Origin of the sequence: Microbacterium deferens (assembly GCF_045517775.1) — a bacterium.
Taxonomy (GTDB): Bacteria; Actinomycetota; Actinomycetes; order Actinomycetales; family Microbacteriaceae; genus Microbacterium.
Genome location: NZ_JBEUWT010000002.1, coordinates 168,722 through 189,689 on the forward strand (window position 1 = coordinate 168,722; position 20,968 = coordinate 189,689).

Consider the following 20,968-nt stretch of genomic DNA (forward strand, 5'->3'; position numbering starts at 1 on the left):
GCATGGCATAGACTGGATGGAGCAGTTGAAGTCTGCATTCTTTCGCCGTGCCCGCGGGTCGGGACGACAATTCCCGGTCAGGTCAGGGTGGAAGACTGTGGGCATCCCGGGCCGCATGGCCTTAGGGCGGTAGCTCAATTGGCAGAGCAGCGGTCTCCAAAACCGCAGGTTGCAGGTTCGATTCCTGTCCGCCCTGCGCGTCAGCGCACGCTGACACACGGAAGGTACTCAGGTGAGTTCGATGGTCCAGGATGAGCCGGCGGGCGGCGACGTCGTCGCCAAGCGTGACGCGCCGCGCGAGAAGAAGCCCAACTTCTTCCTGCGCATCGTCATCTTCATCCGCCAGGTCTTCGCAGAGCTTCGCAAGGTCGTCACGCCGACCCGTCAGGAGCTGCTGAAGTTCACGGCAGTCGTGCTCGGTTTCGTCGTCGTGATGATGGCGCTGGTCTACGGGCTCGACGTGCTTTTCGTCTGGGTCACGAGCGTCGTGTTCGGCGTACCGGGCGGCACCGTCCCCTGAGCGGCGCTTCTGCGCCCGCGGAGCGCGTCGAGCGCTCGCACCACGAACGGAAGAGAACACAAGTGTCAGAACGATTCACCGACGACGCCGACTGGGCGACCGCGGCCGAGCAGTCCAGCGAGGACGACGAAGCCCAGGAAGGCAACCAGCTCGCCGCCGAGGAGCGCTCCGTCGCACCCGCCGAGCAGGTCGCCCTGCACATCGAAGACGAGAACGGCTCCGATGAGAGCGACGGTCTCGACGAGATCGAGGTCGACGACCCCGAAGCCGACGCGGTCGTGAATGACGCGCTCGAGATCGACCAGGCCGCCGAGGCCCAGGCCGCCGCCGAGGTGCTCACCGAGTCGCTCGAAGACGACGTCGCCGAGCGTTCCGCCGAGGCTGCTGACGAGGTCGCCCCCTACGACGGTCCCGACGTCAATGGAGAGCCCGACGCGCCTGTGCTCGACGAGGACTTCGTCGAGGACGTGGATGCTGCGGCGTCCGTCGTCGACGACGTCGAAGCATCCGTCTCGCCCGCCGATGCCGCCGAGGCCCCGGCCGACGGTGAGAGCGACGAGGACGCCGACCCGTACGAAGAGTTCCGCATGGATCTGCGGATGCTTCCGGGCAAGTGGTACGTCATCCACTCCTACGCCGGGTTCGAGCGCAAGGTGAAGGCCAACATCGAGCAGCGGAAGTCCACGCTCGAGGTCGAGGACGACATCTACCAGGTCGAGGTCCCGATGGAGGACGTCGTCGAGATCAAGAACGGTCAGCGCAAGATGGTCACGCGCGTCCGGATCCCCGGCTACGTGCTCGTGCGCATGGAGCTCAACGAAGACACCTGGTCGGTCGTGCGTCACACGCCCGGCGTCACGGGCTTCGTGGGCAACGCGCACAACCCGACCCCGCTCCGCTTCGAAGAGGCCTTCAACATGCTGAAGAGCCTCGTCGAGGTCAAGGAGGTCGCTCCCGCGAAAGCCGGCGCCACGAAGGGCGGCCAGCCGCTCGCGCGCAGCGTCGTCACCGAGGTCGACTTCGAGATCGGCGAGACGATCACGATCAAGGAGGGCTCGTTCGCGGGTCTTCCCGGTTCGATCAGCGAGATCAAGCCCGAGAGCGGCAAGCTCACGGTGCTCGTGTCGCTCTTCGAGCGCGAGACCCCGGTCGAGCTGTCGTTCGACCAGGTCACCAAGCAGTAACCACAGACTTCCTCTCGGTCCCTGAGCCTGTCGAAGGGTCCGAGAAGGGGAACCGCTGCCCGGAGATGCCGGACGTGCGGGAGAACGGATTCGGTCCCTGAGCCTGTCGAAGGGCCCGAATCGTTCGATGAAAGGAAAAGGAAATGGCACCCAAGAAGAGGGTTACCGGCCTGATCAAGCTCCAGATCAAGGCCGGCGCCGCCAACCCCGCGCCGCCGATCGGTCCGGCGCTCGGTCAGCACGGCGTCAACATCATGGAGTTCTGCAAGGCGTACAACGCGGCGACCGAGGCCCAGCGCGGCAACGTCATCCCCGTCGAGATCACCGTCTACGAGGACCGCAGCTTCACGTTCATCCTGAAGACCCCGCCGGCCGCCGAGCTCATCAAGAAGGCCGCCGGACTGTCCAAGGGCTCGCCGACCCCGCACACCACCAAGGTGGGCAAGCTCACCAAGGAGCAGGTGCGCGAGATCGCGACCACCAAGCAGCCCGACCTCAATGCGAACGACATCGAGGCCGCGTCGAAGATCATCGCCGGCACCGCCCGTTCCATGGGCATCACGGTCGAGGGCTGAGGGGAATACGAATATGGCTACCAAGTCCAAGGCCTTCCAGGCCGCTGCCGCCAAGATCGAGGCGGACAAGTTCTACACCCCCACCGAGGCTGTCGCCCTCGCGAAGGAGACCGGCTCGGCGAAGTTCGACTCGACCGTCGAGGTCGCGCTGAAGCTCGCCGTCGACCCCCGCAAGGCCGACCAGATGGTTCGCGGAACCGTCATCCTGCCCCACGGCACGGGTAAGACCGCCCGCGTCATCGTCTTCGCCACCGGTCCCGCGGCCGAGGCTGCCATCGCAGCCGGCGCCGACGAGGTCGGCGGAGCCGAGCTCATCGAGAAGGTCGCCGGCGGCTACACGTCGTTCGACGCCGCCGTCTCGACCCCCGAGCTCATGGGCCAGGTCGGTCGTCTCGGCAAGGTGCTCGGCCCCCGCGGCCTGATGCCGAACCCGAAGACCGGCACCGTGACCCCCAACCCGGCCAAGGCCGTCGAGGAGATCAAGGGCGGAAAGATCGAGTTCCGCGTCGACAAGCACGCCAACGTGCACTTCGTCGTCGGCAAGGCGTCGTTCTCGGCCGAGCAGCTCGACGAGAACATCGCCGCGGCTCTCGAAGAGGTCGTTCGCCTGAAGCCGTCGAGCTCGAAGGGCCGCTACATCCAGAAGGGTGCGGTGTCGACCACGTTCGGCCCCGGCATTCCGCTGGACGTCAACGCCATCGTCTGACGCATCGCGTACAAGAGGGTCTCACCGGTCTCCGGTGGGGCCCTCTTCGCGTCTGCCGTCAGGCCGTGTCGCGGATCTCGAATCCGCCCGCGCCGATTGCGGGGATGTCGGTGACCTGGAGGTCGTCGACGCGGGCGCCCGGCGGCCCGTGCGCCATCCAGGCGAGCATCGCGTCGATCTGCTCGCCCGAGCCCTCCACCTCGGCCTCGACCGATCCGTCCGCTCTGTTTCGCACCCACCCCGCCACCTCGGCGCGTCGAGCGAAACGGCCCGCCGAATAGCGGTACCCGACCCCCTGGACCAGACCTCGGACGACGACACGGATGCGGCGCATCTGCCCATCGTGCCGCACGCCCGGCGCCCTGTCAGTGCGGGAGCACCAGACTGACCGCCAACGCGATCATCACGACGGCGATCACCCCGTCGAGGATCCGCCACGCGCGGGGGGTTGCGAGCCACCGGCTGAGGTAACGCGAGCCGAAGGCCAGCGCGAAGAACCAGGCCACGCTCGCCATCATGGCTCCCGCGGCGAAGACCCACCGGGTATCGCCGTACGCGGTGGCGATCGAACCGAGCAGGAACACCGTGTCGAGGTAGACGTGGGGGTTCAGCCACGTCAGCGCCAGGCACGTCAGCACCACGGGAGCCAGACGCGGTCGCGTCGCCAGCGCTGTGGCGGCGGGCGCAGCATCCGCCCTCCCGTGGGCGGGCGCGACCTCGACGCGCAGCGTCGCACCGCCCGGGCGCCAGGCGCGGCGTGCGGCGAGGAGCCCGTAGCAGAGCAGGAACGCGGCACCCGCCCACCGCACGACGTCGATCACCCAGGGCACGGCCGCCAGCACGAGCCCGATACCCGATACGCCGACCGCGATGAGCAGCGCATCCGAGGCCGCGCAGACGAGCGCCACCGTGAGGGCGAACTCGCGCCGGAGCCCCTGACGCAGCACGAAGAGGTTCTGCGCCCCGATCGCCACGATGAGAGAGAGGCCGAGTCCGACGCCGGCGAAGAACGAGGTGAGCACGCTCCGACGCTACGTGCGCGGAGATATCACGTACAGCTCAATATTCTTCGCTGCCATTAGCTTTGCTTCATGCAGATCCCGCTCGACCTCGCCCGCACTCTCGCCGTGGTCATCGACGAGGGCACCCTCGAGGCGGCCGCTCGCCGCCTGCACATCACGGCGTCGGCCGTGAGTCAGCGCATCCGCGCGCTCGAGAACCGCCTCGGTCGCGTGGTGCTCGTGCGCTCCAAGCCCGTGCGGGCGACCGACGCGGGGGAGGCGGTCGTGCGCCTCGCCCGCCAGCTCGCACTCATCGAGCACGACGCCCTCGCCGAGATCGGCGACGAAGACGAGGGGGCGACGGCTGTCGTGCCCCTCGCCGTCAACGCCGACTCCCTCGCAACCTGGTTCCTGGCGCCGCTCGCCCGTCTCGCCGAACGCCGGCGCATCGTGTTCGAGCTGCACCGCGACGACCAGGACTTCACCGCGGGTCTTCTCGAATCGGGCACGGTGATGGGGGCCGTGACCTCGCGTGCGGAGCCGGTGGGCGGATGCCGCGTCCGCGCGCTGGGGGTGCTCCGCTACGAGGCCGTCGCCGGCGCATCGTTCGCGGCCCGGTGGTTCGCCGGGGGCGTGGATGCGGCGTCGCTCACCGCCGCCCCGGTGGTCGACTTCGATCGGCGCGACGATCTGCAGTCGCGATGGCTGTCGGCGAACGATGTCGACCCGTCGGCGCCTCCACGACACCTGGTGCCGGCGTCGAGCGAGTTCGCCGAAGCGGTCGTACGCGGACTGGGGTGGGGGCTGTTGCCGCGCTTCCAATCGGAGGCGCATCTGCGGACGGGCGGGCTCGTCGCCCTGGGTGGCCCGCCGATCGACGTCGCGCTCTACTGGCAGCAGTGGAACCTCACGTCCGACCTGCTCGACGCCATCGCCGACGAGGTGGTCGCCGAGGGGCGGCGGGTGCTCGCTCACTGAACGCCCACCGCCCGCTGGGCGACGCGGTCAGGCCGCCGTGATGTACCCGTTCGGGTTGAGCACGTACTTGCGGGCCGTGCCACTGTCGAAGTCGGCGTAGCCCTGCGGGGCTTCGTCGAGAGTGATCGGGGTGGCGTGGACGGCCGTGGCGATCTGCACCTTGTCGTGCAGGATCGCCATCATGAGCTGACGGTTGTACCGCATGACCGGGCACTGACCGGTGGTGAACGACAGCGACTTCGCCCAGCCGAGTCCCAGTCGCAGCGAGAGCGAGCCGACCTTCGCGGCTTCGTCCACGCCACCGGGGTCGCCCGTCACGTAGAGCCCCGGAATGCCGAGCGCGCCGCCCGCCGCGGTGAGGTCCATCAGCGAGTTCAGCACCGTCGCCGGTGCCTCCTGCGCCGAGTCGGAACCGTGACCGCGAGCCTCGAACCCCACGGCGTCGACCGCGCAGTCGACTTCCGGAACCCCGAGGATCTGCACGATCTGATCCTTCGGATCGCCCTTCGAGACGTCGACCGTCTCGCAGTCGAACGACCGAGCCTGGGCGAGGCGTTCCTCGTTCAGGTCGCCGACGATGACCACGGCGGCGCCCAGGAGTTGGGCGGAGACGGCGGCGGCGAGACCGACGGGCCCGGCACCGGCGATGTACACGGTGGATCCCGGACGCACCCCCGCGGTGTAGGCGCCGTGGAATCCCGTCGGGAAGATGTCGGAAAGCATGGTGAGGTCGAGGATCTTCTCGAGAGCCTGCTCGCGGTCGGGGAAGACGAGCAGGTTCCAGTCGGCGTAGGGGACGAGCACGTACTCGGCTTGGCCGCCGACCCATCCGCCCATGTCGACGTACCCGTAGGCGCTGCCCGGGCGATCGGGGTTCACGTTGAGGCAGATGCCCGTCTTGCCCTCCTTGCAGTTGCGGCATCGACCGCAGGCGATGTTGAACGGGACGGAGACGATGTCGCCGACCTTGACGAACTCCACATCGGGGCCGACCTCGATGACCTCGCCGGTGATCTCGTGGCCGAGCACGAGCCCCTCGGGAGCGGTCGTGCGCCCGCGCACCATGTGCTGGTCGGATCCGCAGATATTGGTGGCGACGGTGCGGAGGATCGCTCCGTGAGGAACTTTCCGTCCGACGTTCGCGGGATTCACCCCCGGCCCGTCCTTCAATACGAACTCCGGATACGGGGTGTCGATGACCTCCACGACACCAGGACCCTTGTACGCAACCGCTCGGTTCGTCGACATCTTCGTCGCTCCTTCGTGAGGGGGCGCGCATCGTCGCGCGCCGATGCCCCCACCCTCCCACCGGGGCACCCGTTGCGCGACCCCCCTCGCGCAACGGGCGGTTCGGATCAGTCGTCGCTGACGCGCAGGACGAGCTTGCCCCGCGTGTGTCCGTGTTCGAGCTCGCGGTGCGCGTCGGCCGCCTCGTCGAGCCCGAACACCCGATCCACGTAGACCTGCACGGCGCCCGACTCGAGCAGGCGTGCGACCGTCGCGAGCGTTCCGCCGTCGGGCACGACCTTGAAGCTCGTGGCGCGGAAGCCTTCGGCGGTCGCCGCCTCGTAGAACCCCGGCCAGGCGCCGGTCGGCACCTCGATGAGCAGTCCGCCCGGACGGAGCACCCGGAGCGAGCGGGTGCCCGTGTCGTCCATGACGTTGCCGACGAGATCGATCACCACGTCGACGTCGGAGACGTGATCCTCGAAGCGCTGGGTGGCGTGGTCGATGACGGTGCGGGCGCCGAGTTCGCGCAGCCAGTCGGCATTGCGGACGGAGCCCGTCGCGATGACCTGCGCCCCGAAGTACGACGCGAACTGCACCGCGAAATGGCCCACGCCTCCGCTGCCGGCGTGGATGAGGATGCGCTGCCCCTCGTGAGCGAGGGCGGTCTCGACCACCAGGCCCCACGCGGTCAGCGCCGCCACCGGCACGCCGGCGGCTTCGACGTGCGAGAGTGACGCGGGCTTGCGCGCGAGCGAGAGCGCGGGCACCGTGACGTACTCCGCGTAGGTGCCGCCGGTGCGGGGGAAACCCGCCATACCGAACACCTCCGTTCCCACGGGGAACGCGTGCGCCTCGTACGGGGATTTCACGACGACGCCGCTGAAGTCGAAGCCGAGTACCGTCGGGAACGAACCGATCGCGGCCGACACTCCCGCGCCCGATCGCGTCTTGGCGTCGATCGGATTGACGCCGGCGGCGACGACCCGCACGAGCACCTCGCTCAGCACCGGTACGGGGGTGTCGATCGTCGCGAGGTGCAGCTGCGCAGCATCCCCCGTCCTGTCGATGACCGCGGCGTTCATCGTCGACGGCAGCGCGGGCGGATCGGCGAGCGCGACGTCGGAGGGGGACTCGGGGCGGTGGGGCCGGAATCTCATCGGCGCTCCTTCCGTGCGATGGGCGACGACGGCGACGGTGCCGGCGACGGACACCAGTCAACCGCGGAAGTGTCTCCGCGGTGTTACGCGGGTGTCACCGCGGAAAGAAGCTCGCCCTTCAGGCCTCCGGCGTCTCGCCGGAGGCGAGCGAATGCAGCAGGCGGGTGAGATGGCGGATGTCGTCGATCGACCAGTCCTCCAGCACGGTGAACAGGCGCCCCTTCTGCGGAGCGCGGGCGACGGCCAGGCGCTCCGCGCCCTCGGGGGTGACCGTGATGAGTCGAGACCGTCGATCACCCGGGTCGAGCGTGCGCGCGACGAGTCCGAGCCCCTCGAGCTCCGAGACGCTGCGGCTGACGAGCCCCTTGTCGGACGCCAGGTGCTCGGTGAGGGCCGAGAGCGTGGTCGACCCCGAGCGACCGATCAACGACAGCACCTTGAAGGTGCCGGGGAGCATGCCGGGGTGCACGCGGTCGGCCGCCGCGGCGAGGTGGCGGCGGTAGGCCATCATCAGCTCGGCGAACGAGCCCTCCAGCGCCTCGACCGCGACGGACCGGTCATCCCCCGCCGGTGCGTCGACCGGGATCGTCGCGTCGGCGGGGGAGTCGGTGGCGGTCATGTCAGTCATTCTCGCCGACGGACAAGCGCGTTGCACGTGCGTCGCTCTCGGGAACGGTCGTGACCGTACCGGTTCCGGCGAGCACCGACATGCCCTCGGAGGTCGAGACCGTCGCGAGGTCGGCTTCTCCGGCGTGGATCCGCTCGCTCGTCGTCATGCGGTTCAGCGGGTGGTTCGGCAGGAAGATGATCGCGATCAGGCTGATCACGGCGATCGGCACCGCGATGAGGAACGAGCTCGCGATCGACTGCGCGTAGATGTCCTCGACGATGATCCGTACGGACTCGGGGAGCGCCGAGACCTGCGGGATCGTTCCGGACTGCAGCTGCGCCGCTACTGCGGCGCCGTCGGCGCCGAGGCCCGCGATCGCCGTCGCGATGTCGGCTCCGCGATCGACGAAGAGGCCGGCGGCGGTCGTCGCCAGGGCCGCGCCCATGACCGAGACGCCGACGGTGCCGCCGAGGCTGCGGAAGAACGTCACGCCGGAGCTCGCGGCCCCCATGACCTCCGGACGCGCGGTGTTCTGCACGATCAGCACGAGGTTCTGCATCGTCATGCCCACGCCGGCGCCCAGGAGCGCCATGTAGACCGAGACGAGAACGAAGTTCGTGTCGTAGTGGATCGTCGACAGGAGGGACGACCCGGCGATCAGCAGCACGCCACCGGCGATGAGGTAGGGCTTCCAGTGGCCGTAGCGCGAGATGAGCGAACCGACGATCACGGATGCGAGGAGGAGCCCCGCGATCATGGGGATCGTCATGACACCGGCCTCGGTCGGGGTCGCCCCGCGCGCCATCTGCATGTACTGGCTGAGGAACACCGCGGTGCCGAACATCGCAAGGCCGGTCGCGATCGAGGCGATCGTGGCGAGGGTGAACGTGCGGTTGCGGAAGAGCGTGAGGGGCACGAGGGGCTCCGACACGCGCAGTTCGACGATGACGAACAGGACGGCCGAGACGATCGCACCGCCGACCATCAGCACGGTCTCGGTGCTCCACCAGTCGTAGTCCTTGCCCGCGTTGGTGACCCAGATGAGGATCAGCGAGACCGCGGTCGCGAGCAGCACGATGCCGAAGTAGTCGATCTTCACCGCCCGCTTCGGTCGGGCCGGGAGGTGCAGGGTGCGCTGCTGGATGAACAGCGCCGCGACCGCGAAGGGGAGCGCGACGAAGAAGTTGAAGCGCCAGCCGAACGAGTCGGTGATGACTCCGCCGAGGAGCGGGCCGCCGACGGTGGCGACGGCCATGACGGCGCCGAACAGACCCATGTAGCGGCCGCGCTCGCGGGGGCTGATGATGTCGGCCATGATGACCTGGCTCAGCGCGGCGAGGCCGCCGGCGCCGAGTCCCTGAACCGCGCGGAACGCGATGAGCATCTCGGTGTTCTGCGAGAAGCCGGCGGCCGCCGTCGCGAGCACGAAGATCGCGATGGCGATCTGGATCAGCAGCTTGCGGTTGAACAGGTCGGCGAGCTTGCCCCAGATCGGCGTCGAGATCGCGGTCGTCAGCAGGGTCGAGGTGATGACCCAGGTAAAGGCGGCCTGGTCGCCGTTGAGGTCGTGAACGATGACGGGCAGCGATGTCGAGACGACGGTCGATGCGAGCATCGACACGAACATCCCGAGGAGGAGTCCGATGAGCGCGGGCAGCACGCGCCGTGGCGCGGTTGCGGGCTCGGAAGCAGTGGTGGCCATGAGAACCTTTGCGAACGAGGAAGAAGAGTCGCGACACCGTCGACGCGATAGTTGACTTTCGTCAACCTTACTCCGATTGTTTGACTTTCGTCAACTATCCCCGCATCGTGCGGTGCGCTGCTCAGCCGTCGGTCAGCGCGAGTGCGCGGAATCTCTCGCGCGGAGGTTCGACGCGCGGGGCGGGTGCTCGCGCCGCCATGGTGCGGCGGTGCAGCTCGTCGATCAGCGCCGTGGCCAGACGCACCAGGTTGTCGATCTCGCGTTCGTCGCGGTCGACCCACTGGCACTGAGGCTCGTCTCCGACGGGCACGAACTCGTCGTGCTCCTCCCACGTGACGAGCGTGCGCTCGGCGCCGAGCACGTGCTGCTGCCACCAGACCTGTCGCAGATAGGTGCGCGGGATGCTGCGCCACTTCTTGTTCGTCGTCTTGATCTCGGCGAGGATGACCCGCCCCGCAGCATCCACCGTCACACCGTCGGGTGTCGCGAGGTGTCGCTTCTCGACGACCGCGTGGAACAGTGCCGAGGACGGCTGGATCCCGTGCGTCGCGGCGACCCACGCGGCGATCTCGGGCTCGCGTGCCTTGCCGTGCGCCGTGTAGGCGTTGCCGGAGAACCCCGATCCGAGCAGCTTCGCGTCGGCTGCCCGGGGGATGACCCGGTCGCTCGTCAACGCGGCGACGTCGGTGGCGGTGATCCCCCGCGAGCGTGCGCGCACCCACGCGACCCGGTCGCGCGAGTCGGCCACGATCCGCGCTGCCAGCTCAGGGCTGCGCGCGGACAGTTCGGGGGACATGCGTTCGACCCTAACCCCGTCTCCCCGCCGTGCGCGCCTCGACGCGCGTCGAGATCACGGCTTCGGTCCGAGAGCGCGGCGTACTGCCGCGCCGCGGCCGTGCGTTCGGCAACAACCCGTGCGTTCGCGCCTCGTCGCCCTCTCCTGCACAGGGGCGTCAGTGCGGAGGGAAGTCGGCATATGCAGATGCGGGGCCTGCACGGGCGCGCAGAGGGGCTGAAGTGGTCGCATGCGACATCTTGGGCCGGGTGAGGCGCGGCGCCTCCTGCGAACGCGCGAGGATCTGTTCCTCGAAGGAGCGACTCGACGCTCCATCGAGGCGGAATTGCAGCGAGGAGAGCTGCGGCGCGTCCGTCGCGGATGGTTCGTCCGCGAGGAGGAGTGGCGGGGGCTGTGGTCCGAGTCGCGCCATCTCCTCCACGTCTGGGCCGTCATGGAGGACGCTCGCAGCGCCGCCGTCGTGGCGTCGCACACGGCGGCCGCGGTCATGTGGGGCCTGCCGTTGTGGCGAACTCCCACGCCCCGCGTCCACCTGACGTCCCGCACGGATGCGGCGATCTCGAGCGGAAGCGACGTCATGCGTCACCGGCTCGACCTGCCCGAATCCGACGTGACGATCATCGAGGGGGTGCCGTGCACGACTCTCGAGCGAACGGTCTTCGACCTCTCGCGCACGCTATCGATGGAAGCGGCACTCGCTGCAGCCGACGCGGGGATGCGGCTCGTCAGCGTCGATGGCTACACCGTGGACGAGGCTGCCGCGGGGCAGTGGCGGGAGGGGATGCGACGTCGGCTCCACGATGCGACAGGGGTCCGTGGGGTCCGACGGGCGCGCTGGACGGCCGAGACCGCCGACGGCCTCGCGCAGCTGCCGGGAGAGAGTGTCAGTCGGCTGCAGTTGCTCAGGTTGGGATTCCGCAGGCTCAGACTGCAGGTTCCGGTGCCCTCGCCCGGGGGCAGCTTCTACTGGGTCGATGTGGGCATCGAGGATGCGGCGACGTGGGGCGAGTTCGACGGCGCCACGAAGTACACCGATCGCGTCATGCGATCGGGTCGCTCCATCGAACAGGTGATGCTCGAGGAGAAGCAGCGCGAGGACTGGATCCGCGGAACGACCCGGCGCCCCCTGGTGAGGTGGGGTGACCGCCACATCGCAAGCCCGCGCGCGCTCGGCGAGCGTCTCGCGGCGTTCGGCGTACGTCCACCCCGCTGACGCTGCGGCGCGAGCGCACGGGTTCTGCTCGAGCGCACGGCGTGGGCGCGGCTCTTACGTGCTCTCTCGGGCACACGGCGTGCGTTGGGGGATTTGGTGGGGGCGGGGGCGGGGGCGTATGGTGGGGGGTAAGCCAAAGACCGCCGGTCATCGGGGTGCGCGAAAGCGCAGCACGATCGAAGCAGCTGACGCGAATCCCGCGAGGGATCGTGAACGCAGACCTGCGCAGGTGTACGAACGAATTCCCGATCGGGAACCACGCTCCGTGCCTTGCGCCGGAGCGTTTTTTCATTGCTGGGGAAAGACCGGATGCTGCGGCCCGACGCCCGCTCCCGCGGTGCGTCTCGTACACACAAGGAGTGGCCATGGCGCAGAAGGACGCATCGGTTGCCGAGCTCACGAAGCACTTCGAGGACTCGACCGCCGTTCTGCTGACCGAGTACCGCGGTCTGACGGTTGCCCAGCTCAAGGAGCTGCGCAACAACATCCGTCAGGACGCGGAGTACGCCGTGGTGAAGAACACGCTGACCAAGATCGCCGCGTCCAACGCGGGCGTGACGGGTCTGGACGACGAACTCAAGGGTCCGTCGGCCATCGCCTTCGTGCACGGTGACCCGGTCGCCGTCGCGAAGGGGCTGCGCGCCTTCGCCAAGGCTAATCCTCTTCTCGTGATCAAGGGTGGGTACTTCGACGGTGCCGCCCTGACCGCGGATGAGGTCAACAAGCTCGCCGACCTCGAGAGCCGTGAAGTCCTGCTGGCGAAGCTCGCCGGTGCGATGAAGGCCTCGCTGTTCGGCGCCGCATATCTGTTCAACGCACCGCTGTCGAAGGCCGTTCGCACGGTCGATGCGCTGCGCGACAAGCAGGAGTCCGCAGCCTGACACGGTCAGGCGCGGTACGAATAACCCCGATCAAGGAGAATCATCATGGCAAAGCTCACCACTGACGAGCTGCTCGACGCCTTCAAGGAGCTCACGCTCATCGAGCTCAGCGAGTTCGTCAAGAAGTTCGAGGAGACCTTCGAGGTCACCGCTGCGGCTCCGGTCGCCGTCGCCGCTGCCGGTGCCCCCGCCGGTGGCGCCCCCGCCGAAGAGGAAGAGGTCAAGGACTCCTTCGACGTCATCCTCGACTCGGTCGGCGACAAGAAGATCCAGGTCATCAAGGTCGTCCGCGAGCTCACCTCGCTCGGCCTCGGCGAGGCCAAGGCCGTCGTCGACGGTGCCCCCAAGGCCGTGCTCGAGGGCGCGACCAAGGACGCCGCTGACAAGGCGAAGGCCGCTCTCGAAGAGGCCGGCGCCAGCGTTACCCTCAAGTAACCCTGTCCACGAAGGGCCCCGGATGCTTCGCAGCATCCGGGGCCCTTCGTCGTGGGCCCCGGATCGTGCCCCGTCAGCGGGGTGCGGCGGTGGAGGCCCGGACGACGAGCTGCACCGGGATCGTCGACCGTGCGGGGGCGTCGGCGTTGTCGACCATCCCGAGGAGGATGTCGACGGCCTGCTCGCCCTGCGCGGCGGGGCGCTGCTCCACCGTCGTCAACGCGAACATCTCCGCGTAGTCGTGGCCGTCGACTCCGACGACGCTGAGCTGGGAGGGGACGGCGATACCCAGCCGGCGGGCGGCGACGATCGCGCCGATCGCGATCTCGTCGCAGGCCGCGACGATGGCGGTGGGTCGGCTTTCGACATCGGCGAGCAGGGCGGCGGCGGCGGCGTAGCCGTCGGTGATCGTGAGTGTCGATTCGTGGATGCCGATTCGATCCGACAGTCCCGCGCCCGACATCGCCTGGCGATAGCCGGCGATGCGGTCGATCACGTCGTGGGCGGTGGGCTCGCCCTTCGGTGTCGCGCCGAGGAACACGATGGCTCGATGGCCGAGCGCCAGCAGATGCTGGGTGATCATGCGGCCGATGGCGGTGTTGTCGATGCCGAGCGTGGCGATCTCGGCCAGTTCGTTGCCGATGCAGACGGTGGGCTTGCCGAACGAGAGCAGCCGGGCGATGTCGGCGTCGTCGGGCTCGAGGGCGACGGCGATGACGCCGTCGAATCTCTTGCGGGCGAGGAAGTGCGTGTACAGGCTCGCCCGATCGCGTGAGTCGGGCTCGGCGACGTACAGCGTCAGGTCGTAGCCGCGCGGGATGAGCGTGCGCTCGACACCCTCGATGATCGAGCCGAAGTACCAGCGATTGACGCGCGGCACGATGAGGGCGACCGTGTTCGTGCGGCCGGTCGCGAGGCTGACCGCACTCGTGGTGGGCACGTAGCCGAGCGATCCCGCGGCATCCTGTACCCGTCGCCGGGTCGCATCCGAGACGTACCCGCCCCCCGTGAGGGCGCGGCTCGCCGTCGACTTCGAGACGCCCGCCAGGCGTGCGACATCGGCGATTCCGCTCACTGGTAGCCCTTCCTGCATCGCGGCATCTCTGCACACGGACGGCGGCGTCGCCGATCCGGATCACAGAAACCATAGTGCAGAGCGCGAAAAAAGAGAACCGGTTCCACACGGTGTCGGATGCGGCGGGCGCGGGTTTCACGCGAGGTTATCGTTTCGTGATGATTCACCGTTGTATCCGGTGAGTATCTCGCTTACCTTGGTGTGGAATCGGTTCCCGAACGGAACCTGCGCAGGTGCAAGTCGCGCCCGCGCCCTCGAAGAGGAGGAATCACATGATCAGTTCGCAGCGACGCCGCGTGATCGTACCGATCGCGTTCATCGGCATCGCGGGGCTTGCTCTTGCAGGCTGCGCAGAGGGTGGCACCTCGGACGACTCGGGCTCCGTCGAGGGCCAGACCGTGCAGATCGCCGGTGGCATCACCGGTGTCGAGGCAGACGACCTCAACGCGTCGTTCGAGCAGTTCACCGCGGACACCGGGATCGAGGTCGTCTACACCGGCGACAAGAGCTTCGAGGGCAACATCGTCACGAAGGTCACCGGCGGCTCCGCCCCCGACATCGCGATCGTTCCCCAGCCCGGTCTCGTCAAGGCGCTCGTCGACACCGGCGAGGTCAAGCCGGCACCCGAAGCCGTCGAGTCGAACGTCGACGCGAACTGGTCGCCCGACTGGAAGACCTACGGCACTGTCGACGACGTGTTCTACGCCGCTCCCATGCTCGGAAACGTCAAGGGCTACGTCTGGTACTCGCCGAAGCAGTTCGCCGAGTGGGGCGTCGAGATCCCGACGACCTACGACGAGCTCCTCACCCTCACCCAGACCATCCGCGACACCACGGGTACCGCGCCCTGGTGCGCCGGCTTCGCGTCCGACGCCGCATCCGGCTGGCCCGGAACCGACTGGATCGAAGACCTCGTGCTGCGTCAGTCCGGCGCCGACGTCTACGACCAGTGGGTCGCCAACGAGGTGCCCTTCACCGATCCGAAGATCAAGGACGCCTTCGACGCGGTCGGCGAGATCCTGCTCAACCCCGAGTACGTCAACGCCGGCTACGGCGACGTGAAGAGCATCAACTCGACGGCGTTCGCCGACGTGGCCGCTGCTGTCTCCGACGGTCGCTGCGCGATGACCCACCAGGCATCGTTCCTCTCGGCGAACTTCCTCGAGGCGAAGACCGCCGCAGGCGCGACCCCCGAGATCGGCCCCGAGGGCGACGTCTACGCGTTCCTGCTCCCGGGCATCGAAGCCGACGGCGAGACCTTCGTCGAGGCCGGCGGTGAGTTCGTCACGGCGTTCTCCGACTCCGCGGCCACGCAGCAGGTGCTCGAGTTCATGTCGACCCCCGAGTTCGCCAACGCCCGTGTGGAGCTGGGCGGCGTCATCTCGGCCAACAAGAACGCCGACCCGTCGCTGGCTTCCAGCCAGTTCCTCACCGAAGCCATGGAGCTTCTGCAGGACCCCGAGACCGTCGTCCGCTTCGACGCATCGGACCTGATGCCGGCCACCGTCGGCAACGGATCCTTCTGGAAGGGCATGGTCAACTGGATCGACGGCCGCCCGACCGACCAGGTCCTGAGCGACATCCAGGCCGGGTACGACAACTGATCTCGTAATGAGTGCGCGCCGCGGGGATCCCATGATCCCCGCGGCGCGTACTCTTCTCCGCACTACGCGAAAGGTATGACAATGTCGCATACGCTCACCGCGCCACCGGAAGCTCCGCCGGAACAGCCGCGTGCTGTCGCGTCGCAGCCGGGCCGCCGCGCCGCCACCATCGGCGTGATCGTCGCCGCCGTGGTGCTCGTCGTCGCGCTGGTGGCGCTGTTCGCCGCCCCGGCGGTCGACGATGCCCCCAAGACGACCATCGGGTTCTCGCTGAACAGCTTCTTCGTCTGGATCGGCAACCTGAACCCGCTCGTCCAGATCCCGATCGCGGTCGTCGCCTTCGGCGCCGTGGTCGCGCTGATCCTCCTCATCATCGAGTTCGCCCCCCGGGCCGGTCGCGGCTACTTCTGGATGCGGCTCGTGATCTGCTTCGCCGTTCCGGTAGTCGCCTTCATGCTCCTGCGGCCCTACCAGAACGCCGTTCTGTACGTCGTGGGCATCGCGCTCGCGCTCGGCGCACTGCTGTTCTTCTTCGACTACCGCTCGCGAGCGGGGGCCGGGTACTTCTTCCAGCTGGTGGTGTTCCTGCTGCCGGCGGCCATCCTGCTGCTCCTCGGCCTCATCTACCCCGCGATCTCGACGATCTACCAGTCGTTCTTCGACAAGAGCGGCGAGACGTTCGTGGGGCTGGAGAACTACATCTGGACCTTCACCAACCCCGAGGGGTTCTGGTCGGTCATCAACACGATCATCTGGGCGATCTTCGCCCCCACCCTGTCGACGGCGATCGGGCTGGCGTACGCGGCGTTCATCGACCGGGCGCGCGGCGAGAAGATCCTGAAGCTCTTCGTCTTCATGCCGTTCGCCATCTCGTTCGTCGGTGCCGGCATCATCTGGAAGTTCGTCTACGACTACCGGCAGGGCGAGCAGATCGGCATCCTGAACGCGATCGTCACGCTGTTCGGCGGTCAACCCATCGGGTGGCTCGATCAGACGCCGCTCGTGAACACCTTCGCGCTGCTGGCGGTGTTCATCTGGACCCAGACCGGTTTCGCCATGGTGATCCTGTCGGTCGCGATCAAGGCGGTGCCGACCGAGCAGCTCGAAGCCGCGCAGCTCGACGGCACGACGCCGTGGCAGCGATTCATCAACGTGACCGTGCCCGGCATCCGCGCCTCGCTCATCGTGGTGCTGACCACCATCACCATCGCCTCGCTGAAGGTGTACGACATCGTCGCGGTCATGACCGGCGGGCGCGCGAACTCCAGCGTGCTCGGCTTCGAGATGGTCAACCAGCAGCAGCGGTTCCAGAGCTTCGGGCATTCGTCGGCGCTGGCCGTCGTGCTGTTCCTGTTCGTGCTGCCGCTGATCGTCTACAACGCGCGTCAGATGCGCAAGCAGAAGGAGATCCGATAATGGCCACGGTGCAGGAGGCCCCCGCCTACAGCGCGCGCGCCGCCAGGAAGACGGCTCGCGAGACCCGTCGCAACGAGGCGGAGGCGCACAAGCGGCTCACCTCGCGGACCGCGACGATCATCGCGATCGTCATCGCGATCTTCTGGACGATTCCGACATTCGGTCTGTTCGTCACCTCGTTCCGACCCGGTGCCGACTCCCAGACGTCGGGGTGGTGGACGGTCTTCGTGAACCCCGGGTTCACTCTCGACAACTACTCCGAGGCGCTGACGTCGGGAGGCACCGCGCTGACGCTGGGCGACTCGTTCCTCAACTCGCTCGCGATCTCGATCCCTGCCACGATCATCCCGATCTCGATCGCCGCGCTCGCCGCGTACGCGTTCGCGTGGATCGACTTCAAGGGCAAGAACCTGCTGTTCGTCTTCGTCTTCGCCCTGCAGATCGTGCCGATCCAGATGGCGCTGGTGCCGCTGCTGTCGCTGTTCTCGCGCGGCCTCGAGATCGGCGGCACGGCCGTCTTCCCGGGTTTCGAGCTGCGAGATGTCGACCACAGCTTCGCGACGGTGTGGATCGCGCACGCGATCTTCGCCCTCCCGCTCGCGATCTTCCTGCTGCACAACTTCATCTCGGAGATCCCGACCGAAGTGATCGAGGCGGCACGTGTCGACGGTGCCGGTCACGGCCAGATCTTCTTCCGGATGATCCTGCCGCTGGCCATGCCGGCCATCGCCTCGTTCGCGATCTTCCAGTTCCTCTGGGTGTGGAACGACCTGCTCGTCGCGACGATCTTCGCGCCGACATCGTCTCTGCCTCTGACGCAGACGTTGAACTCGCTGTCCGGGTCGTGGGGTGATCGCTGGTACCTGCAGTCCGCCGGTGCGTTCATCTCGATCATCGTTCCGCTGATCGTGTTCTTCTCCCTGCAGCGCTTCTTCGTGCGGGGTCTGCTCGCCGGCGCGACGAAGGGCTGACACAGGGCGCGGGGCGGAAGCACTCCTGGATACAGTGTGCCCATGGATGCTTCCGCCTCCCCCTCCCCGCTCGTCCAGGTCGACGTCGAGACCGGTCTGACGACGGCGCAGGTCGCCGAGAGGGTGGCAGCGGGCACGACCAACGCGTATCGCGCCGACTCGAGCCGGAGCATCGGCAGCATCGTCCGTGCGAACGTGCTGACCCTCTTCAACGCGATCGTCGGTGGCTGCTTCCTCGTGCTGCTGCTCCTGGGACGCTGGCAGGACGCCCTGTTCGGGCTGAGCGCGCTGGCGAACGCCGTGATCGGGTGCGTGCAGGAGTTCCGCGCGAAGGCCGCGCTCGATCGCCTCGCCCTGCTCAACGCCCCGCTGGCCCGGGTGCGTCGTGACGGCGAAGACGCCGAGATCACACCCGACGCGATCGTGCTCGACGACGTGCTGGTGCTCCGCGCCGGCGATCAGGTGCCCGCCGATGCCGTGGTGCTGTCGGAGCGGGCTCTGCAGATCGACGAGTCGATGCTCACCGGCGAGTCCGACGCGGTCGACAAGCGTCCGGGCGACGAGGCGCTGTCGGGTTCGATCGTCGTGGCGGGGGAGGGCGCGGCACGAGTGGTGCGTGTCGGAGCGGACTCGTACGCCAACTCGTTCGCCGCCGAGGCCAAGCGCTTCTCCATGGTCTCGAGCGAGCTTCGCACCTCGATCAACCGGGTGCTGACCTGGGTCGGCTGGGGGATCGGGCCGATCGGTCTGCTCGTGCTGAACGCGCAGATGGTCGCCGCCGGCGGGTGGGTGCAGGCCTGGGAGAGCGGGGCGTGGACGCAGGCCGTGGTCAACGTGATCGCCGCGCTGACCGCGATGATCCCGCTCGGCCTCGTGCTCATGACGTCGATCGCCTTCGCGGTCGGCGCGGCCAAGCTCGCGGCACGTCAGGTGCTCGTGAACGAGCTGCCCGCCGTGGAGGGCCTCGCGCGCGTCGACATCATCTGCCTCGACAAGACGGGCACCCTCACGGCGGGCGAGATCCGCTTCGACGGTGCGCACCCCGTGACCGAGGTTGCCGGGTGGCGTGATGCGCTCGCCTGGTACGGCGCCGCACCCGATGCGAACGCGACGGCGAAGTGCCTGCGCGACCCGTTCCCCGAGCCCCGACCCCGCGAGGTGCGGGGCACCGTGCCGTTCTCGTCGGCGCGCAAGTGGAGCGCGGTCACGCTCGACGGAGCCGCGGATGCCGGGGGTGGAACGTGGGTGCTGGGGGCTCCGGAGATGGTGTTCCCGGATGCGGCGACCGACACCACGACGCCGCTGGGCTCGCTCTCGGTGACGCTCTCGTCGTCGGGGATGAGAACGCTCGTGCTCGCTCACTCGCCCGTTGCGCTGTCGGACGACGACATGGAGGCCGAGCGTCTCCCCGGCGCTGTCCAGCCCGTCGCGGTGCTGACCTTCCGCGAGGAGGTGAGGCCCGACGCCGCCCAGACGCTGGCCTACTTCCGGCGCCAGGGCGTCAGCATCCGGATCATCTCGGGCGACAATCCGCGCACGGTCGCCGCGATCGCCCGCGAGCTGGGCGTCGATGCGGGGGAGGGCGTCGACGCGCGCACTCTGCCCGACGACGAGGCGGCGCTCGGCGAGGTGCTGGAGAAGAACATCGTCTTCGGCCGCGTGACCCCCGACCAGAAGAAGCGGATCGTGCTGGCCCTCCAGGCCCGCGGGCACACGGTGGCCATGACCGGAGACGGCGTGAACGACGCCCTCGCGATCAAGACCGCCGACATCGGTATCGCGATGAACTCGGGAGCCGCCGCGACGAAGGCGGTCGCGCGCCTCGTTCTGCTGGACAGCCAGTTCTCCCACCTGCCCGACGTCGTCGCGGAGGGGCGGCAGGTGATCGCCAACATCGAGCGCGTGTCGATGCTGTTCCTGACGAAGACGGCCTACGCCACGACGCTGGCGATCCTCTGCGGGGCGCTCGTGATGGAGTTCCCGTTCCTCCCGCGTCAGCTGTCGATCACCGACGGTCTGACGATCGGCATCCCCGCCTTCTTCCTCGCCCTCATGCCGAACGCGCAGCGCTACGTGCCCGGCTTCCTTCGGCGCTCGTTGACGTTCGCGATCCCCTCGGGCGTGCTCATCGCCGTGGCCTTGACCGTCTACGCGCGGATCGCGGCCGAGATGGGCGTGGCCCAGCCCGAACTGCGCACCGGCGCGACGATCATCCTCGCGGTGATCGGCATCTGGGTGCTCGCGGTGCTGTCGCGACCGATCAACCGGTGGAAGGGGCTCGTCATCGGGGCGATGTTCATCGCCCTGTTGGCGATCTTCACGATCCCGCTGTCGACCGGCTTCTTCCAATTGATCGATCCGGGTGAGGATGCGGCGTACCTGGTCGCCGGCATCACGGTGGCGACCGTCGGGGGCATAGAGATCGTGCGCGCCGTCCATCGCCGTTTCCTCGTGCGCACGCTCGGAGAGAACCCCTTCGCGGCGGTCAGCGGCGGAACCAGCGACTTCCCGGCGGCGCCCACAGCGCGGCGACGATGAACACGTCGACCACGATCTGGATGAGTGTCACCGGATCCCACGACGTCGTCGCGACCGTGATGACGTGCAGCACGAACTGCACCACGAGGTAGACGGTCACCGCGAGGCGCGCGAGGCGGCGCCCGCGGCCCACGGCCGACGCGACGGCCAGCGTCAGCAGCCCGAGAAGAATGATCCCGGCTCCGAGGAGGGAGACGATGAGCACCTCGGCTTCGGGCACCTGGTAACGGCTGAGTAGCACGAGGAGACCGAGGGCGGCGTTGGACAGCCCACTGAGGTAGACCAGCACGAGCACGATCGTCACCAGGACGGGACGACGCATGCGCGCGGGGGTCGCAGCATCCGTCGTCATGCGATCACTGTAGCGTCGGGCGGA

The 20,968-nt window shown here is 68.2% G+C and carries 21 protein-coding genes and 1 tRNA gene; 13 read left to right on the top strand and 9 right to left on the bottom strand.

The window, feature by feature from the left end; genetic code table 11:
• Positions 1-123 precede the first annotated feature (123 nt).
• From ABTU82_RS11035 to rplA, 5 genes are all read left to right on the top strand, one after another.
• Positions 124-196, top strand: a tRNA-Trp gene (locus ABTU82_RS11035).
• A gap of 45 nt (positions 197-241) precedes the next feature.
• A complete protein-coding gene (gene secE / locus ABTU82_RS11040; protein ID WP_116647801.1) occupies positions 242-520 on the top strand; it encodes a preprotein translocase subunit SecE in 279 nt (92 codons plus the stop codon).
• Positions 521-582: 62 nt separating this feature from the next.
• The gene (gene nusG, locus ABTU82_RS11045) at positions 583-1,704 is read left to right on the top strand and encodes a transcription termination/antitermination protein NusG (RefSeq protein ID WP_116647802.1); all 1,122 of its coding nucleotides are present in this window, start codon (positions 583-585) and stop codon (positions 1,702-1,704) included.
• A 143-nt stretch (positions 1,705-1,847) separates the two neighbouring features.
• Positions 1,848-2,279, top strand: coding sequence for a 50S ribosomal protein L11 (gene rplK, locus ABTU82_RS11050; RefSeq protein WP_116647803.1), 432 nt, complete (start codon positions 1,848-1,850; stop codon positions 2,277-2,279).
• A 13-nt stretch (positions 2,280-2,292) separates the two neighbouring features.
• Complete coding sequence (rplA, locus tag ABTU82_RS11055) at positions 2,293-2,985, top strand: 50S ribosomal protein L1 (RefSeq protein ID WP_121149939.1); 693 nt, start codon at positions 2,293-2,295, stop codon at positions 2,983-2,985.
• A gap of 58 nt (positions 2,986-3,043) precedes the next feature.
• Here the strand turns inward: rplA and ABTU82_RS11060 are convergent, their stop codons facing one another.
• Together ABTU82_RS11060 and ABTU82_RS11065 are read right to left on the bottom strand one after the other, a co-directional pair.
• Complete coding sequence (locus ABTU82_RS11060) at positions 3,044-3,319, bottom strand: acylphosphatase (protein WP_116647805.1); 276 nt, start codon at positions 3,317-3,319, stop codon at positions 3,044-3,046.
• A gap of 31 nt (positions 3,320-3,350) precedes the next feature.
• Complete coding sequence (locus ABTU82_RS11065) at positions 3,351-4,007, bottom strand: LysE/ArgO family amino acid transporter (RefSeq protein WP_407173507.1); 657 nt, start codon at positions 4,005-4,007, stop codon at positions 3,351-3,353.
• Between the two features lie 69 nt (positions 4,008-4,076).
• Here ABTU82_RS11065 and ABTU82_RS11070 point away from each other — a divergent pair, with 69 nt between their 5' ends.
• Positions 4,077-4,964: a LysR family transcriptional regulator ArgP gene (locus ABTU82_RS11070; RefSeq protein ID WP_116647807.1), complete on the top strand. Its 888-nt coding sequence runs from the start codon at positions 4,077-4,079 to the stop codon at positions 4,962-4,964.
• 27 nt (positions 4,965-4,991) lie between these two features.
• Here ABTU82_RS11070 and fdhA read toward each other — a convergent pair whose 3' ends face one another.
• The 5 genes from fdhA to ABTU82_RS11095 form a co-directional block, all read right to left on the bottom strand.
• Positions 4,992-6,212, bottom strand: a complete 1,221-nt coding sequence (fdhA, locus tag ABTU82_RS11075; RefSeq protein ID WP_407173508.1) for a formaldehyde dehydrogenase, glutathione-independent — start codon at positions 6,210-6,212, stop codon at positions 4,992-4,994.
• 107 nt (positions 6,213-6,319) lie between these two features.
• Positions 6,320-7,351: an NADP-dependent oxidoreductase gene (locus ABTU82_RS11080; protein WP_407173509.1), complete on the bottom strand. Its 1,032-nt coding sequence runs from the start codon at positions 7,349-7,351 to the stop codon at positions 6,320-6,322.
• 118 nt (positions 7,352-7,469) lie between these two features.
• Positions 7,470-7,970, bottom strand: a complete 501-nt coding sequence (locus ABTU82_RS11085; RefSeq protein ID WP_407173510.1) for a MarR family winged helix-turn-helix transcriptional regulator — start codon at positions 7,968-7,970, stop codon at positions 7,470-7,472.
• Position 7,971: 1 nt separating this feature from the next.
• Positions 7,972-9,663, bottom strand: a complete 1,692-nt coding sequence (locus ABTU82_RS11090; protein WP_407173511.1) for an MDR family MFS transporter — start codon at positions 9,661-9,663, stop codon at positions 7,972-7,974.
• A 121-nt stretch (positions 9,664-9,784) separates the two neighbouring features.
• Positions 9,785-10,459, bottom strand: a complete 675-nt coding sequence (locus tag ABTU82_RS11095) for a YqaJ viral recombinase family protein (RefSeq protein WP_407173512.1) — start codon at positions 10,457-10,459, stop codon at positions 9,785-9,787.
• 229 nt (positions 10,460-10,688) lie between these two features.
• Here ABTU82_RS11095 and ABTU82_RS11100 point away from each other — a divergent pair, with 229 nt between their 5' ends.
• The 3 genes from ABTU82_RS11100 to rplL all read left to right on the top strand — a co-directional run bounded on the left by ABTU82_RS11100 (position 10,689) and on the right by rplL (position 12,988).
• Positions 10,689-11,672, top strand: coding sequence for a hypothetical protein (locus tag ABTU82_RS11100; protein WP_407173513.1), 984 nt, complete (start codon positions 10,689-10,691; stop codon positions 11,670-11,672).
• A 365-nt stretch (positions 11,673-12,037) separates the two neighbouring features.
• A complete protein-coding gene (gene rplJ / locus ABTU82_RS11105; protein ID WP_116647812.1) occupies positions 12,038-12,553 on the top strand; it encodes a 50S ribosomal protein L10 in 516 nt (171 codons plus the stop codon).
• A 45-nt stretch (positions 12,554-12,598) separates the two neighbouring features.
• Positions 12,599-12,988 carry a 50S ribosomal protein L7/L12 gene (rplL, locus tag ABTU82_RS11110; protein ID WP_116647813.1) on the top strand — a complete coding sequence of 130 codons (390 nt, stop codon included), beginning with the start codon at positions 12,599-12,601 and terminating at the stop codon, positions 12,986-12,988.
• Between the two features lie 73 nt (positions 12,989-13,061).
• On the opposite strand, the gene ABTU82_RS11115 is transcribed toward rplL, so the two are convergent.
• The gene (locus ABTU82_RS11115; protein ID WP_407173514.1) at positions 13,062-14,063 is read right to left on the bottom strand and encodes a LacI family DNA-binding transcriptional regulator; all 1,002 of its coding nucleotides are present in this window, start codon (positions 14,061-14,063) and stop codon (positions 13,062-13,064) included.
• A 272-nt stretch (positions 14,064-14,335) separates the two neighbouring features.
• On the opposite strand from ABTU82_RS11115, the gene ABTU82_RS11120 reads away from it, so the two are divergent.
• The 4 genes from ABTU82_RS11120 to ABTU82_RS11135 all read left to right on the top strand — a co-directional run bounded on the left by ABTU82_RS11120 (position 14,336) and on the right by ABTU82_RS11135 (position 20,592).
• Positions 14,336-15,667, top strand: coding sequence for an ABC transporter substrate-binding protein (locus tag ABTU82_RS11120; protein WP_407173515.1), 1,332 nt, complete (start codon positions 14,336-14,338; stop codon positions 15,665-15,667).
• An 81-nt stretch (positions 15,668-15,748) separates the two neighbouring features.
• A complete protein-coding gene (locus ABTU82_RS11125; protein ID WP_116647816.1) occupies positions 15,749-17,083 on the top strand; it encodes a carbohydrate ABC transporter permease in 1,335 nt (444 codons plus the stop codon).
• On the top strand, positions 17,083-18,054 hold the full coding sequence (locus ABTU82_RS11130; protein WP_116647817.1) for a carbohydrate ABC transporter permease: 972 nt from the start codon (positions 17,083-17,085) through the stop codon (positions 18,052-18,054). The genes ABTU82_RS11125 and ABTU82_RS11130 overlap by 1 nt, the downstream gene beginning before the upstream one ends.
• 42 nt (positions 18,055-18,096) lie before the next feature.
• Positions 18,097-20,592 carry an HAD-IC family P-type ATPase gene (locus ABTU82_RS11135; RefSeq protein WP_407173518.1) on the top strand — a complete coding sequence of 832 codons (2,496 nt, stop codon included), beginning with the start codon at positions 18,097-18,099 and terminating at the stop codon, positions 20,590-20,592.
• Here ABTU82_RS11135 and ABTU82_RS11140 read toward each other — a convergent pair.
• Positions 20,540-20,944 carry a hypothetical protein gene (locus ABTU82_RS11140; protein ID WP_407173519.1) on the bottom strand — a complete coding sequence of 135 codons (405 nt, stop codon included), beginning with the start codon at positions 20,942-20,944 and terminating at the stop codon, positions 20,540-20,542. The genes ABTU82_RS11135 and ABTU82_RS11140 overlap by 53 nt on opposite strands.
• Positions 20,945-20,968: the final 24 nt, after the last annotated feature.

Coding starts and splice junctions, on each gene's coding strand:
- ABTU82_RS11135 (WP_407173518.1), top strand. CDS start 18,097: ATGGATGCTTCCGCCTCCCCCTCCCCGCTCGTCCAGGTCGACGTCGAG.
- ABTU82_RS11125 (WP_116647816.1), top strand. CDS start 15,749: ATGTCGCATACGCTCACCGCGCCACCGGAAGCTCCGCCGGAACAGCCG.
- fdhA (WP_407173508.1), bottom strand. CDS start 6,212: ATGTCGACGAACCGAGCGGTTGCGTACAAGGGTCCTGGTGTCGTGGAG.
- ABTU82_RS11095 (WP_407173512.1), bottom strand. CDS start 10,459: ATGTCCCCCGAACTGTCCGCGCGCAGCCCTGAGCTGGCAGCGCGGATC.
- ABTU82_RS11100 (WP_407173513.1), top strand. CDS start 10,689: ATGCGACATCTTGGGCCGGGTGAGGCGCGGCGCCTCCTGCGAACGCGC.
- ABTU82_RS11090 (WP_407173511.1), bottom strand. CDS start 9,663: ATGGCCACCACTGCTTCCGAGCCCGCAACCGCGCCACGGCGCGTGCTG.
- ABTU82_RS11120 (WP_407173515.1), top strand. CDS start 14,336: ATGATCAGTTCGCAGCGACGCCGCGTGATCGTACCGATCGCGTTCATC.
- ABTU82_RS11130 (WP_116647817.1), top strand. CDS start 17,083: ATGGCCACGGTGCAGGAGGCCCCCGCCTACAGCGCGCGCGCCGCCAGG.
- ABTU82_RS11070 (WP_116647807.1), top strand. CDS start 4,077: ATGCAGATCCCGCTCGACCTCGCCCGCACTCTCGCCGTGGTCATCGAC.
- rplL (WP_116647813.1), top strand. CDS start 12,599: ATGGCAAAGCTCACCACTGACGAGCTGCTCGACGCCTTCAAGGAGCTC.
- ABTU82_RS11080 (WP_407173509.1), bottom strand. CDS start 7,351: ATGAGATTCCGGCCCCACCGCCCCGAGTCCCCCTCCGACGTCGCGCTC.
- rplK (WP_116647803.1), top strand. CDS start 1,848: ATGGCACCCAAGAAGAGGGTTACCGGCCTGATCAAGCTCCAGATCAAG.
- rplA (WP_121149939.1), top strand. CDS start 2,293: ATGGCTACCAAGTCCAAGGCCTTCCAGGCCGCTGCCGCCAAGATCGAG.
- ABTU82_RS11140 (WP_407173519.1), bottom strand. CDS start 20,944: ATGACGACGGATGCTGCGACCCCCGCGCGCATGCGTCGTCCCGTCCTG.
- secE (WP_116647801.1), top strand. CDS start 242: ATGGTCCAGGATGAGCCGGCGGGCGGCGACGTCGTCGCCAAGCGTGAC.
- ABTU82_RS11085 (WP_407173510.1), bottom strand. CDS start 7,970: ATGACCGCCACCGACTCCCCCGCCGACGCGACGATCCCGGTCGACGCA.
- rplJ (WP_116647812.1), top strand. CDS start 12,038: ATGGCGCAGAAGGACGCATCGGTTGCCGAGCTCACGAAGCACTTCGAG.
- ABTU82_RS11060 (WP_116647805.1), bottom strand. CDS start 3,319: ATGCGCCGCATCCGTGTCGTCGTCCGAGGTCTGGTCCAGGGGGTCGGG.